Origin of the sequence: Mesorhizobium sp. WSM1497, assembly GCF_001672455.2 — a bacterium.
In the GTDB taxonomy this organism is placed as follows: domain Bacteria; phylum Pseudomonadota; class Alphaproteobacteria; order Rhizobiales; family Rhizobiaceae; genus Mesorhizobium; species Mesorhizobium ciceri.
The window spans coordinates 5,341,100-5,353,278 of record NZ_CP021070.1; the positions used below are offsets into that span (position 1 = coordinate 5,341,100).

15 protein-coding genes are annotated in these 12,179 nt (G+C 63.1%); 5 read left to right on the forward strand and 10 right to left on the reverse strand.

Annotated elements, in window-relative coordinates; genetic code table 11:
* Nucleotide 1 precedes the first annotated feature (1 nt).
* On the forward strand, nt 2-613 hold the full coding sequence (locus A9K65_RS26295) for a TIGR00730 family Rossman fold protein (RefSeq protein ID WP_013532550.1): 612 nt from the start codon (nt 2-4) through the stop codon (nt 611-613).
* 79 nt (nt 614-692) lie between these two features.
* Here A9K65_RS26295 and A9K65_RS26300 read toward each other — a convergent pair whose 3' ends face one another.
* Nucleotides 693-1,577, reverse strand: coding sequence for a LysR substrate-binding domain-containing protein (locus A9K65_RS26300; RefSeq protein ID WP_064993125.1), 885 nt, complete (start codon nt 1,575-1,577; stop codon nt 693-695).
* 109 nt (nt 1,578-1,686) lie between these two features.
* On the opposite strand from A9K65_RS26300, the gene A9K65_RS26305 reads away from it, so the two are divergent.
* Both A9K65_RS26305 and A9K65_RS26310 read left to right on the forward strand, forming a co-directional pair.
* Nucleotides 1,687-1,977 (forward strand): muconolactone Delta-isomerase family protein, encoded by a 291-nt coding sequence (locus tag A9K65_RS26305; RefSeq protein ID WP_013532552.1) that lies wholly within the window; start codon nt 1,687-1,689, stop codon nt 1,975-1,977.
* Between the two features lie 174 nt (nt 1,978-2,151).
* A complete protein-coding gene (locus A9K65_RS26310; RefSeq protein WP_064993161.1) occupies nt 2,152-3,150 on the forward strand; it encodes a transporter in 999 nt (332 codons plus the stop codon).
* Between the two features lie 16 nt (nt 3,151-3,166).
* Here A9K65_RS26310 and A9K65_RS26315 read toward each other — a convergent pair whose 3' ends face one another.
* The 8 genes from A9K65_RS26315 to cysS all read right to left on the reverse strand — a co-directional run bounded on the left by A9K65_RS26315 (nt 3,167) and on the right by cysS (nt 10,235).
* Nucleotides 3,167-3,853, reverse strand: coding sequence for a glutathione S-transferase family protein (locus A9K65_RS26315; RefSeq protein ID WP_063171780.1), 687 nt, complete (start codon nt 3,851-3,853; stop codon nt 3,167-3,169).
* 9 nt (nt 3,854-3,862) lie between these two features.
* Nucleotides 3,863-4,789 (reverse strand): EamA family transporter RarD, encoded by a 927-nt coding sequence (gene rarD / locus A9K65_RS26320; protein WP_013532555.1) that lies wholly within the window; start codon nt 4,787-4,789, stop codon nt 3,863-3,865.
* A gap of 83 nt (nt 4,790-4,872) precedes the next feature.
* Nucleotides 4,873-6,495 (reverse strand): citramalate synthase, encoded by a 1,623-nt coding sequence (gene cimA / locus A9K65_RS26325; RefSeq protein ID WP_196815395.1) that lies wholly within the window; start codon nt 6,493-6,495, stop codon nt 4,873-4,875.
* Complete coding sequence (pip, locus tag A9K65_RS26330) at nt 6,492-7,448, reverse strand: prolyl aminopeptidase (RefSeq protein WP_063171779.1); 957 nt, start codon at nt 7,446-7,448, stop codon at nt 6,492-6,494. Before pip ends, cimA begins: the two co-directional genes overlap by 4 nt.
* The gene (locus tag A9K65_RS26335) at nt 7,445-7,921 is read right to left on the reverse strand and encodes a GFA family protein (RefSeq protein WP_013532558.1); all 477 of its coding nucleotides are present in this window, start codon (nt 7,919-7,921) and stop codon (nt 7,445-7,447) included. The genes pip and A9K65_RS26335 overlap by 4 nt, the downstream gene beginning before the upstream one ends.
* Nucleotides 7,918-8,409, reverse strand: a complete 492-nt coding sequence (locus A9K65_RS26340; protein ID WP_013532559.1) for a GFA family protein — start codon at nt 8,407-8,409, stop codon at nt 7,918-7,920. Before A9K65_RS26340 ends, A9K65_RS26335 begins: the two co-directional genes overlap by 4 nt.
* Nucleotides 8,410-8,415: 6 nt before the next feature.
* Nucleotides 8,416-8,802, reverse strand: coding sequence for a VOC family protein (locus A9K65_RS26345; protein ID WP_013532560.1), 387 nt, complete (start codon nt 8,800-8,802; stop codon nt 8,416-8,418).
* On the reverse strand, nt 8,799-10,235 hold the full coding sequence (cysS, locus tag A9K65_RS26350; RefSeq protein ID WP_064993124.1) for a cysteine--tRNA ligase: 1,437 nt from the start codon (nt 10,233-10,235) through the stop codon (nt 8,799-8,801). The genes A9K65_RS26345 and cysS overlap by 4 nt, the downstream gene beginning before the upstream one ends.
* A gap of 390 nt (nt 10,236-10,625) precedes the next feature.
* Between cysS and A9K65_RS26355 the strand changes: the two genes are divergently transcribed.
* Nucleotides 10,626-10,781, forward strand: coding sequence for a hypothetical protein (locus A9K65_RS26355; RefSeq protein WP_013532562.1), 156 nt, complete (start codon nt 10,626-10,628; stop codon nt 10,779-10,781).
* A 61-nt stretch (nt 10,782-10,842) separates the two neighbouring features.
* On the opposite strand, the gene A9K65_RS26360 is transcribed toward A9K65_RS26355, so the two are convergent.
* Complete coding sequence (locus tag A9K65_RS26360; protein ID WP_013532563.1) at nt 10,843-11,604, reverse strand: SOS response-associated peptidase; 762 nt, start codon at nt 11,602-11,604, stop codon at nt 10,843-10,845.
* A gap of 128 nt (nt 11,605-11,732) precedes the next feature.
* Here A9K65_RS26360 and A9K65_RS26365 point away from each other — a divergent pair, with 128 nt between their 5' ends.
* On the forward strand, nt 11,733-12,167 hold the full coding sequence (locus A9K65_RS26365; protein ID WP_013532564.1) for an NUDIX hydrolase: 435 nt from the start codon (nt 11,733-11,735) through the stop codon (nt 12,165-12,167).
* The last annotated feature ends 12 nt before the right edge of the window (nt 12,168-12,179 follow it).

Here is a 12,179-nt window from a genome sequence, read left to right on the forward strand (position 1 = left end):
CATGAACACGATTCGATCCGTCTGCGTCTATTGCGGCTCGTCTCCGGGCCGCGATGAAATCTATATCAAGGCCGGACACCTGCTCGGGCGCTCAATTGCCAAAGCGGGATTGCGGCTGGTCTATGGCGGCGGCACCAAAGGCATCATGGGCGCTGTCGCCGAAGGCGCGCTCAAGGCCGGCGGCAAGGTGACGGGCATCATTCCGCGCTTCCTGATCAACAAGGAGGCGAGCGAAACAGCGCTTGACCGGCTCGATGAACTCTTGATCACCGACAACATGCACGAGCGCAAGCACAAGATGTTCGAGAAATCCGACGCCTTTGTGGCACTGCCGGGCGGCATCGGCACGGTCGAGGAGATCGTCGAGATCATGACCTGGGGACAACTTGGCCATCATCGCAAGCCGATCGTCTTCGCCAATGTCAAAGGATTTTGGGATCCGATGCTGGCGCTGCTCGATCACATGGCCGCCGAAGGCTTCATCCACACCGCGCAGCGGGTCAAGCCGCTGGTCGTCGACGACCCCGAAGCGATCGTCGCCGCCATCATGGTAGCCGGATCGTCCGTCGACGCCCCGACCGAGGGCGTGCAGTCGGTGATCGACAAGATGTAGGGCGATAAGGAATAGGGGCAGTAAGGCAGTATGTGAATTGCCTCGAGTGTCCTGCCTACTCCCCTACTCCCCTATTCCCCTACTCCGCCGCAGCCTGCCGCAAATCGGCAATCACCGCGCGCCGGTCATGACGCCGCCAGGCGAGATGGAGTGAAACCGTGCGCTCGAGCCACGGCAGGTCGCGAAACACGATCCGCGGCGGCGCGGCGGCACGCAGGCTGGCTTGCACCGTCGCCAGGCCGAGACCCGCGCTGACAAGGCCGAGCGAGGTCAGCGGGTCCGCCGTCTCATAGGCGATGTCGGGCAAAAAGCCGGCTTTGGCGCAGGCGGCAAGGAACTGGCCGCGATTGGTGTCGTCCGGCTGGCGCACGACGGTGATCCAGGTGCAACCGTCAAGATGGTGAGGCCCGATCTCTGGCACTTCAACGAGTGGGTCATCTTCGGGGATCGCCAGCACCAGCGGCTCATGCCGCAGCGCCATGGCGGCGACATCCGGATCATCATCGGGTGGCGGCGAGTAGACAAAGCCCAGATCCAGCGACCGCTGCCGTAGCCCTTCCAACTGCGCCGCCGAGCGCAGGCTTCTCAGCTGCAGGTGGAAATCCGGCCGGTCGCGACGGAACTGGCGCAGCATCCCGGCGACAAGCCCGGCATGAACGGCCCCTTCGACATAGCCGATGGCGAGCCGGCCGACGGCGCCACTGGCCAGGTTGCGGCCGAACTCCTCCACACGTCGCGCATTGGACAGCAGCGCGCGGGCCTCGGTGAGGAAGGCGCGGCCCTCGGCGTTGAGATGGACCCGCTGCTTCGACCTCTCAAAGAGGGAAACACCCAACTGCTCCTCGAGCTGGATGATCTGCCGGCTGAGTGGCGATTGGGAAATATGCAGCATTTCGGCTGCGCGCCCGACATTTCCGGTTTCGGCGACCGTGACGAAATAGCGGAGCTGGCGCAGGTCGAACATTTCTCCTCCAAGGCTCAAGTCCCTTTGGGTCTCAACTTTAGCCTAATCAGTCTTGGACTGTCTGACCAGCCAAAAGCGATAATCGGCCATCCAACCAAAGGAGACCGCCATGCAGTTCTTTGCCCTTCTCGCTCGCAACACCGAAAAATTTACCGATGCCGATTTCGCTCCACTTCTGCCCGGCGAAGCCGAACAGCGGCGCACGCTCTACGCCGAAGGGGCGGTACGTCAGGTGTGGAACCGAGGCGACATCCCGGGCAGCGGCATGATGCTCGAGGCTGCTGATGATGCTGAGGTTCGCGGCCACCTCGCCACCTTGCCGTTGGTCAAGGCCGGCATGATGGACATTGCCGCAATCGTGCCCCTCAAGCCCTACCCCGGCTTCGGCCCGAAGCACTGACAGGGCACATCCGGGGGTGACGAAGGCGTCACCCCCGGATTGACACGGGGGATCGACAGACTGTGATCGGCTGTCAAGAAACCGTCACACGAAACCGGCTTCGCGCGTGCTAGGAATCAGTATCAGGCAGCCGCCGTGCGGCGCCATCTTCGGAACATGCATCTGGCACCGCCCATGGACATCACTCTCGCCCCGGAAGGCACCGATCTGTCGCCCTACCTGCCCGACGAGCACGGACTGTTCTTCATCTATCACTTCACCGCTGAGGGCGTGCGAACCAGGGACGCCGCCGCCGCGCACTGGACATGGCGCAGCTACCAGCTTTCCGACATGCGGGCCCGTCACGAAATCGGCGCCGATCGGGCTTTGCCGGCACCGGCGCGTGAAGCTTTCCTATCCGCCAGCCATGGCTGCCACATCGACCTTGAGGACGACTGGCTCTATGGCGATCTGCCGGACCTGCGCCATGACTATTCGGCGGAAGCGGGCGGGCTTGGCCATTTCCGCTTCGCGCTCAATGACACGATGCTGGTCGGCGCCCGCAAGCAACCGCTGCAATCGGTCGACAACATCCGCAAGGCGATCGAGAATGGATCGCGCAAGTTCCGCTCGCCAGCCGAGTTGATCGAGGCTGTCGTCGGCCAGTCGTTCGATGGCATGGTGGCGGAACTTGCGGCACTCGGCGACAGTCTCGACGGCATCGAAGACCGTATCGTCTGCGACGCATGGCACAATGAACGGCAATCCCTGGTCGACGCGCGCCGGCATCTGGTGGTGATCCACAGGCAGATGGCGACGCTGACCAATCTGTTCCGTCACCTTGATCATTCGCACCGCAACGACCTGCCAGACAGCATCAACGACATGGCCGCGCGCCTTTCACACCGGGCGCAGACGCTGCACTATGACGGCGAGCAGTTGCAGGCGCGCGCCCGGCTATTGCAGGACGAGCTTATGGCAAAGCTGACGACGCAGTCGAACCGGCTGCTGTACGTCCTGTCGGTAATGACGGCGGTGCTGTTGCCGATGACCATCATCTCAGGCCTGTTCGGCATGAACGTTGGGGGCCTGCCGCTGGTCGACACGCCAATGGGCTTTTGGGTGGTGACGGCTGTGTCGATGGTGATCGCGGGCGCGACCTATCTCTTTGTCAGGCGGCTCGGACAGATGTAGCACCCGCCGGCAGCTTTCACGCAGTGGCGCGAAGATCCTCGATGATGGTGCCGGCGGCGGCCACTTCCGCTTCGTGATCGGGCTCGCGCCAGGTCTCGGCAAGCCCAGCCGCATGCCATTCGCGCATCGCCGGCAGAGCAAGCAACTGCGCCGGATACGCTGCAGCCGCACCCTCGAAGGAGAGCCCATAAGACTGTGCGCGGAACGCCACCGGGGCAAAGAAAGCATCTACTGCGGTGAAATGAGCGCCCGCCAGAAATGGCCCGCCGAAACGAGCAAGACCATCATTCCAGAGGTCGTCGAGGCGAAAGAGGTCCTGCTTCAGCGCATCGGACATCGGAAACGGCTCTACCCGCACGCCGCAACTCATCGGACAGGCGCTGCGCAATGCGGTGAAGCTCGAATGCATCTCGGCGGCGGCCGAGCGCGCCCAGGCGCGCGCCTTGGCTTCGACGGGCCACACGCCATGGTGGCGTTCGGCCAGATATTCGACGATGGCCAGCGAATCCCAGACCGCCCAGCCGTCGTCGACCAGGCACGGCACGCGGCCGCTCGGTGAGAAGGAACGGTACAGATCCCAGCTCGATCCGGTCGGGAATGGCGTCAGCCGTTCCTCGAATGGGATATCCAGCGCGCGCATCAGCACCCAGGGCCGCAGCGACCATGAGGAATAATTTTTGTTGGCGATATGCAGCAGGTACATCGAACCCCCTTACCGTGCGGGCTGCGGCGCGGCGCGTCGCGCTGTCGTCAACATCGACCAGGAATAGACTGCCAAAGCCGCCCAGATCAGCGCAAAGGCGATGGCCTGGATGGTGCCGAAAGGCTCGTCGAAGATCAGAACGGCGATCAGGAACACCATGGTCGGCGCGATATATTGCATGATGCCGATGGTTGACAGCCGCAGCAGCTTGGCGCCGAAGGCGAACAGCAACAACGGCACCGATGTGACTGGACCGCAGCCGATCAGCAACGCCGTATCCGTGCCACTGCTGGATACGATGTGGTCCTGTCCGGTCGCGATGAGATAGACGATGTAGCCAAGTGCCGGCACCGACAGCAGAAGGACTTCGAGCAAAAATCCCTGGCTCGGGCCGATCGGCAGCGTCTTGCGGAAGAAGCCGTAGGCGGCGAAGGAAAACGCCAGTGCCAACGACACCCAGGGCAGCTTGCCGCCTTCGATGGTCAGCACGGCGACGGCGACGGCCGCCAGCACCACCGCCGCGATCTGCAGCCGGTCGAGCCGCTCGCCGAGCAGCAGCGCGCCGACAACGACGCTGACCAGGGGATTGATGTAGTAGCCGAGCGCGGTTTCGACGGTGCGGTCGACCGCGATCGCCCAGACATAGATGCCCCAGTTGACCGAGATCAGCGCCGCCGTCAGCGCGGCCATGGCGATGGTGCGCGGCGAACGAAGCGCCGCCTTGAAATCCGCCGTGCGGCCGGCCCAGATCAGAACGGCGGCGGCGATCGGCACCGACCAGACGATGCGATGGGCAATGACTTCCGCGAGCGGCAGATGAGCGACCGCCTTCATGTAGAAGGGCAGCAATCCCCATAGCAGATAGGCGCCGAGCGCCAGCAGAAAGCCGCGCCGGGCCTTGGACTCTGCATCCAGGGTAATTGCTTCAGTGGCCATGGACCAACGCTATGGCCCAGTCACCTTGGCAAGACCATCGCAAAGTTCTGATGGATCAATGGACTTTCGCTGATGGTTCAACCCTATTCGGCGGCCACCAGTCCGGCCATCTCGCGGTTCTTCATCAGCTTGTAGACGATGGAATCCATCAGCGCCTGGAACGAGGCGTCTATGATGTTCTCGGAAACTCCCACCGTCCACCAGCGTGCGCCGGTGCCGTCATGCGATTCGATCAGAACGCGGGTGATCGCCTCGGTACCGCCATTGAGGATACGCACCTTGAAGTCGGCCAGCTCCATGTCGGCGATCTCGCCCTGGAATTTGCCGAGGTCCTTGCGCAGCGCGATGTCGAGCGCGTTGACCGGGCCATGCCCTTCGGCCACCGACATCTTCTCCTCGCCATCGACCACCACCTTGACGATCGCTTCGGAGACCGTCTTCAACTGGCCGTTGGCGTCGAAGCGGCGCTCGACCATGCAGCGGAACGAGGTGACGTTGAAGAATTCCGGCAGGCCGTGCAGCATCTTGCGGGCGAGGAGTTCGAAGCTGGCATCGGCGCCTTCATAGGCATAGCCCTCGGCCTCGCGCTCCTTGACCACGGATATCAGCGCGTCGAGCCGGTGATCGTCCTTCGGCACCTCGATGCCGCGTCGCCTCAGCTCGGCGAGGAAATTGGCCTTGCCGCCCTGGTCCGAGACCATGACACGGCGGCGGTTGCCGACGGTTTCGGGGGGGACGTGCTCATAGGTCGCCGGCTCCTTGGCCAGTGCGGATGCGTGGATACCCGCCTTGGTGGCGAAGGCGGAAGCGCCGACATAGGGCGCTTGCGCCTCTGGCGCTCGGTTCAGGAGTTCGTCAAATGCGCGCGACAACCTGGAAATGCCTGTCAACGCCTCAGCCGAAATGCCAGTTTCGAAACGATCGGCGAAGGCCGGCTTTAACGCCAGCGTCGGCACGATCGAGATCAAATTGGCGTTGCCGCAGCGCTCCCCGATGCCGTTGAGCGTGCCCTGGATCTGGCGCACGCCAGCCTCGACAGCGGCGAGGGAATTCGCCACGGCCTGGCCGGTGTCGTCATGGGCATGGATGCCGAGATGATCGCCTGAAATACCCGACGAAATAACCTTCTCGACGATGGCGCGGACTTCCGATGGCTGCGTGCCGCCATTGGTGTCGCACAGCACCACCCAGCGCGCCCCGGCATCATAGGCGGTCCTGGCGCAGGCCAGCGCGTAGTCGGGATTGGCCTTGATGCCATCGAAGAAATGCTCGCAGTCGACCAATGCCTCCTTGCCGGCGGCGATCGCCGCCTCGACGGAGGCCTTGATGGCATCGAGGTTCTCCTCATTGGTGCAGCCGAGCGCGACACGGACATGATAGTCCCAGCTCTTGGCGACGAAGCAGATGGCATCCGACTTCGATTGCACAAGTGACGCAAGGCCGGGATCGTTGGACGCCGACACCCCTGCCCGCTTGGTCATGCCGAAGGCGACGAATTTGGCGCGCTCCGTGCGCTTCTCCTGGAAGAAGGCGGTGTCGGTCGGGTTGGCGCCGGGATAGCCGCCTTCGACATAGTCGAGGCCAAAAGCGTCAAGCAGTTTTGCGATGGCGATCTTGTCCTCGACGGAAAAGTCGATGCCCGGCGTCTGCTGGCCATCGCGCAATGTGGTGTCGAAGAGATAGAGGCGCTCGCGGGTCATGGTCATTTGCCTGCAAACTTGTCCGTCGCGCGGATCAGCCGGTCGAGGATACCCGGCTCCGAATAAGCATGACCGGCGCCCTCGATCAGATGGAAATCCGCCTTTGGCCAGGCCTTGTGCAGCGCCCAGGCATAGCGCGCCGGGCATGGCATGTCGTAGCGGCCATGGACGATGGTGCCGGGGATGTCACTCAGCCTGTGCGCGTCGCGCAGCAATTGTCCCTCTTCCAGCCAGCCGGCATGGACGAAATAGTGGTTCTCGATGCGGGCGAACGCGACGGCATAGTCGTCCTGCCCAAACGGACCGCTTGTCTCCGGCTCGGGCAACAGCGTGATCGTTTCGCCTTCCCACAGGCTCCAGGCGCGGGCCGCCTCGATCTGCGCCTTGCGATCCGTGCCGACCAGCCGCTTGCGATAGGCGGCCATCATGTCGCCGCGCTCGGCCTCCGGGATCGGCGCCAGGAAGCGCTCCCATTTGTCCGGGAACATTTCCGAGACGCCGAACTGATAGTACCATTCCAGTTCCGCACGCGTCAGCGTGTAGATGCCGCGCACCACCAGTTCGCTGACGCGTTCTGGATGGGTCTCGGCGTAGGCGAGCGCAAGCGTCGACCCCCAGGAGCCGCCGAACACCAGCCATTTGTCGAAGCCGGCCATTTCGCGCAGCCGTTCGATGTCGGCGACCAGGTGCCATGTCGTGTTGGCTTCGAGCGAGGCGTTGGGCGTCGATTTTCCGCAGCCACGCTGGTCGAACAGGATGACATCGTAGAGCTTCGGGTCGAACAGCCGCCGGTGTTTTGGCGAAATGGTGCCGCCCGGCCCGCCATGCAGGAACACCGCCGGCTTGGCGCCTTTGGTGCCGGAACGCTCCCAGTAGACCTGGTGGCCGTCGCCGACATCGAGCATGCCGGAATCGAACGCCTCGATCTCGGGATAAAGCGTACGCAATTGACTGCTCATAGTTGTAAACCTTTGGTCGGCCAGTCCGGCGTTTCATGGTCTGGGTGCTGGAAGGAGATGATGGATTCCTGCCTGTTGTAATAATCAGGATCCTGGTGGACGGGCTGATCGAAGATCGTCTCCACCCAGGGCAACCGCGCGGCATAGTTGACCTGGATCTGCGGTGCCAGGTCCGAACGGTCGTCGAAGGCACCGATCGCGATTTCCAGCCCGCCGGGCTGCCGATATGTCAGCGGCGTGCCGCAGCGGGCGCAGAAACCACGATCGATGTTGACCGACGACTGGAAGTAACTCGGCTCTTCATGGGTCCATTCGACGCCATCTCTGGGCACCGTGACCAGCGCGCCGAAGAACGAGCCGAACTGCTTCTGGCACATGCGGCAATGGCAGATGGACGGACGGCCGAGCGCTCCATGAACGCGGAAGCGCACGGCGCCACACTGGCAGCCGCCGGTTCTTACCTGATCGGTCATGATCTTTCCTTTGGCGGCCATTGTTCGGTGTCGTGGTCGGGGTGCTGGTAGGAAACGAGATCGGCCAGATAGGAGGCCGACGACATGTCGGCCATGGTGTCCTCGCCCGGCAGTTGCGGGATCGAGTCGACATAGGGCAGCTTTGCCTCGATCCCCCATTGAATCAGCGGCACGATCTCCGCTGGATTGTCGAACGCACCGATGGCGAGGCCAACCCCGTCCGGCGCGGTGAAGGTCAGCGGCGTGCCGCAATCGGCGCAAAAACCGCGATCGACATGGTTGGACGAACGGAAGTATTTCGGCTCGCCGCGCGTCCAGTCGAGCCTGGCGCCACGCACCGAAACCAGCGGCGCGTAGAACGCGCCGAACGCCTTCTGGCACATGCGGCAATGGCAGACCGAAGCGTCGCCCAAAGCGCCTTCAACGCGAAAGCGCACCGCGCCGCACTGGCAGCCGCCGGTGTAGATCGGTCGGTTGTCGAGGCTCATCGCTGATCACTCCGGCGCATGGCAGACGGCCTCGACGTTGTTGCCGTCGGGATCGAGGACGAAGGCGCCATAGTAGTCCGGGTGATAGTGCGGGCGCAGGCCCGGCCCGCCATTGTCCTTGCCGCCGGCGGCAAGCGCCGCAGCATAGAAGGCTTCGACCTCGGCGCGGCTGCGCGCGGTGAAGGCGACGTGCTGATGGGCCTTCTGACCATCCTTGCCTTCCTGCAGCCAGAATACCGGCCGATCGCGACCGTAGCCACCGACCTTTTTACCGCCGGTGTACTCCAGCGGCACCATATACAACAGCGCGGCACCAAGCGGCGCCATCGCCTTGTCATAGAAAGCCTTCGAAGCGTCGAAATCGGCAACGTTGATGCCGAGATGATCGATCATCTTTTTACCTCCCAGGTGGTGATGCGTTCGCCTGTGACCGGATCCTTGCCGTCCTTCAACTGTATCCCTTGGGCCAGCAGGTCGTCGCGGATGCGGTCGGCTTCGGCCCAGTTCTTGGCGGCGATGAACGCGAGACGCTTGGCGATGGCCTTGCCGACGTGGCCTTCATCAACCTTCGCCGACGCGACGTCGAAGCCGAGGAACAGCAGCGACGCCTTCAGCGATGCAGCGGCATCGTTGCCGTCCACTGCCTCGCCGGCCAACTGGGTCAGGACCTGGAAGGCGGCATAGGTGGCGAGATCGTCCGACAAGGCGTCGATGATCTCCACGGGCACCTGTCCCGCCGCCGTCGGCGCGAGGTCGGCTCCCCGCTTCCATTTTCGCAGGGTGTTCTCGGCCTCTTCCAGCTTGCGCACGGAAAAGTCGATCGGCTCGCGATAATGCGTCATCAGCATCGCCAGCCGCAGCACCTCGCCCGGCCATTTGCGGCCGCCGAAGGTCTCGGTCTCCAGGAGTTCGTTGATCGAGTAGAAGTTGCCGAGGCTCTTCGACATTTTCTGCCCTTCGACCTGCAGGAAGCCGTTGTGCATCCAGATGTTGGCCATCATTTCGGTGCCATGGGCGCAACGCGACTGGGCGATCTCGTTTTCATGGTGCGGGAAGATCAGGTCGAGGCCGCCGCCATGAATATCGAAGACCTCGCCGAGATAGGCGGCCGACATCGCCGAGCACTCGATGTGCCAGCCCGGCCGACCCCTGCCCCATGGCGAATTCCAGCCCGGCTCCTCCGGTGACGACAACTTCCAGAGGACAAAATCGCCGGGATTTTTCTTATGCGCGTCGACGGCGACGCGAGCACCGGCCTGCTGCTCGTCGAGATTGCGCTTCGACAGCTGGCCGTAGTCGGGCATCGACGCCGTGTCGAACAGGACTTCGCCCGCAGCAACATAGGCATGGCCGCGTTCGATCAGGCTTTGAATCAAGGTGATCATGTCGACCTTGCCGTCGGCACGGGGCTCGACGAATTCGGTGGCGCGCGGCTCGACCGTCGGCGCCAGGCAGCCGAGAACCGCCACGTCGCTGTGGAACTGGCCGGCGGTCTTTTCGGTGACCCGCCTGATCGCCTCATTCAACGACAGCGTGCCGGAAGCGATCTCGCCGCCGAAATCGCGCAAAGCGCGCGCATTGATCTTGTCGTCTACGTCGGTGATGTTGCGCACATAGGTGACGTGCGTCTGCCCATAGAGATGGCGCAGCAAGCGGAACAGCACGTCGAAGACGATCACCGGCCTGGCATTGCCGATATGAGCAAAGTCGTAGACGGTCGGGCCGCAGACATACATGCGCACGTTCAGCGGATCGATCGGGACGAAATCCTCTTTCGTCCGCGTCAGCGTGTTGTAGAGGCGCAGGCCCTGCGATGCGTCGGACATTCGTGCCTTCCCGGTTCAGAACTCAATTCGACGAAGCCAGCCCTGCGCGAACGCAAATCAGGCTCCAGCCTGCTGGCCGGGGCGTTTGTCCAATCTGGGGAGAGATGAGGCGAAAACGTCCGGACCAGCGCGAGGCTAGCCAATAATGCAAATGCCACAAATGGCGAAAGACGTTTTCATGGGCGGCTTTATCGCCTTGGCTTGTGTTGCCGTCAAGTCGCAAGTTTCGGCAAAACCGTCGCTGGGTCACAGGTAATGATGCACTGAAACATTTTATTAAACATGTCGGCACAGTCATGAAACATTCGCCGGCTAGATCAGCAGGCGTCACGATTTGGTCAGAATCGGCCATCAAACGCAGACACGAAAATGTTACCAGGGAAGAGAGACATGCCCCGAACCAAGCAGGAAGCCAACCGCGCCAAGCAGCCGGCGCTGGCCAACCACTATCGCGCAATCGGCCCGGCCGCGATCGTCGCCGCCCTTCTCCATACCGCCAAGAAGAAAAAGCCGGCGCAGAAGATCGTTTCGCCCCGCGCTGCCTGAAGGGATGGGCGGCCGGCGCCAATGGCGCCAGAAATGAAGGCGCCGACGCGCGCGCCCTCTGCTAGAACAACGTCATCTGACTGTCGTCCGCGCCGGACTTCTGGCGCTTGACCTTCTCGGGCTCCGGCCCGATCTCGCCCCGCTCCTGAATCTCCGGTCCGGTGTTGGCGACCTTGTTGACGAGGTCGGAGACCGGAATTGCCTCGAAGAAATCGAGCTGTGCCGGTCGCAACAGATCGGCGACATCGCGCGGTTCGAGCGTGCGGCAATCCAGCCAGCGGGCGAAATCCCTGGGGTCGATCACCACCGGCATGCGGTCGTGGATATGCGCTATGTCGGCATTGGCGTTGATGGTCAGGATGGCGCCGGTGTCCATTTCCGAACCGCCCGGCTCGGCATAGGTCTCGATCAGCCCGGCGAAGGCAACCAACCCGCCATGCCTGGGGCGTATCCAGTAAGGCTGTCCCTTCTTGCCACCGGTTTGCCGCCATTCATAAAAGCCGGACGCCGGCACCAAAGCGCGGCGATGGCGCATGGCGGCCTTGAACGACGCCTTTTCGGCAGCCCCTTCGGAGCGCGCGTTGAACAGCAGCGGAAACTCGCGTGTATCCTTCACCCAGGTCGGGATCAGCCCCCAGCGCACCAGCATTGGCTGCCGGTCCGGCAGATTGGAGCCCGGCGCCTGCGGAGGGCCGGCGACCGCCATCAGGATCGGCTGCGTCGGGGCGATGTTGTAGCGCGCCGGGAAATCCTCAAGCCCCGCCACGTCCAGAAAGGCAGCGGTCTGATCCGGCGTCGCGGTCAAGGCGAAACGTCCGCACATGGTCGATTGATGCCCTTCGAAAGCTTCGGTTTCTGAAAGTGGCGATGGAACCGGCGTTGCGCAACCGCTAAAACTTGTCCACGCTGGCCGGTCCACAACTGACCGGCCTTCAGTCTGATTGGGAATCCATGAACGAAGCGCGCAAAATACTTCCGGCAGTCTCGGTCGCCGTCGTGCGGGCAGACACCGTGCTTCTGGTCAAGCGAGCCCGGCAACCGTCGCAAGGGCTCTATGCCTTTCCGGGCGGCAAGGTCGAACCTGGTGAGACGCTGGAGGCAGCGGCAGAGCGCGAACTTCAGGAAGAAACCGGTTTGCGTGCCACAAATTATCGCCCGCTGCGGGAAATCCGCATCGACGGCCGGGATGACAGCCACCCGGTCGATTATCTCCTCACAGTCTTCGGCGCCGCCTATGCCGGCGGCGAGGCCGTGGCCAGCGACGATGCGGAGACGGCGGCCTTTTATACGCTCAGCGAGATGGCGGCGCTGCCGCTGGCAGGCTCGGTATTCGCGGTCGCCGAAGACTTGTTGGCCCCCGGCGGAAACGCCGGACTGCTGTCCTGAAATCAACTTGCG

What these genes read in the sequence shown, in the direction of transcription:
- A9K65_RS26295 (WP_013532550.1), top strand. Translation starts at nt 2, where the DNA reads ATGAACACGATTCGATCCGTCTGCGTCTATTGCGGCTCGTCTCCGGGC.
- A9K65_RS26315 (WP_063171780.1), bottom strand. Translation starts at nt 3,853, where the DNA reads ATGTACCTGCTGCATATCGCCAACAAAAATTATTCCTCATGGTCGCTG.
- A9K65_RS26300 (WP_064993125.1), bottom strand. Translation starts at nt 1,577, where the DNA reads ATGTTCGACCTGCGCCAGCTCCGCTATTTCGTCACGGTCGCCGAAACC.
- A9K65_RS26360 (WP_013532563.1), bottom strand. Translation starts at nt 11,604, where the DNA reads ATGTGCGGACGTTTCGCCTTGACCGCGACGCCGGATCAGACCGCTGCC.
- pip (WP_063171779.1), bottom strand. Translation starts at nt 7,448, where the DNA reads ATGAGCAGTCAATTGCGTACGCTTTATCCCGAGATCGAGGCGTTCGAT.
- A9K65_RS26365 (WP_013532564.1), top strand. Translation starts at nt 11,733, where the DNA reads ATGAACGAAGCGCGCAAAATACTTCCGGCAGTCTCGGTCGCCGTCGTG.
- A9K65_RS26340 (WP_013532559.1), bottom strand. Translation starts at nt 8,409, where the DNA reads ATGAGCCTCGACAACCGACCGATCTACACCGGCGGCTGCCAGTGCGGC.
- A9K65_RS26355 (WP_013532562.1), top strand. Translation starts at nt 10,626, where the DNA reads ATGCCCCGAACCAAGCAGGAAGCCAACCGCGCCAAGCAGCCGGCGCTG.
- A9K65_RS26305 (WP_013532552.1), top strand. Translation starts at nt 1,687, where the DNA reads ATGCAGTTCTTTGCCCTTCTCGCTCGCAACACCGAAAAATTTACCGAT.
- A9K65_RS26310 (WP_064993161.1), top strand. Translation starts at nt 2,152, where the DNA reads ATGGACATCACTCTCGCCCCGGAAGGCACCGATCTGTCGCCCTACCTG.
- cimA (WP_196815395.1), bottom strand. Translation starts at nt 6,495, where the DNA reads ATGACCATGACCCGCGAGCGCCTCTATCTCTTCGACACCACATTGCGC.
- A9K65_RS26335 (WP_013532558.1), bottom strand. Translation starts at nt 7,921, where the DNA reads ATGACCGATCAGGTAAGAACCGGCGGCTGCCAGTGTGGCGCCGTGCGC.
- rarD (WP_013532555.1), bottom strand. Translation starts at nt 4,789, where the DNA reads ATGGCCACTGAAGCAATTACCCTGGATGCAGAGTCCAAGGCCCGGCGC.
- A9K65_RS26345 (WP_013532560.1), bottom strand. Translation starts at nt 8,802, where the DNA reads ATGATCGATCATCTCGGCATCAACGTTGCCGATTTCGACGCTTCGAAG.
- cysS (WP_064993124.1), bottom strand. Translation starts at nt 10,235, where the DNA reads ATGTCCGACGCATCGCAGGGCCTGCGCCTCTACAACACGCTGACGCGG.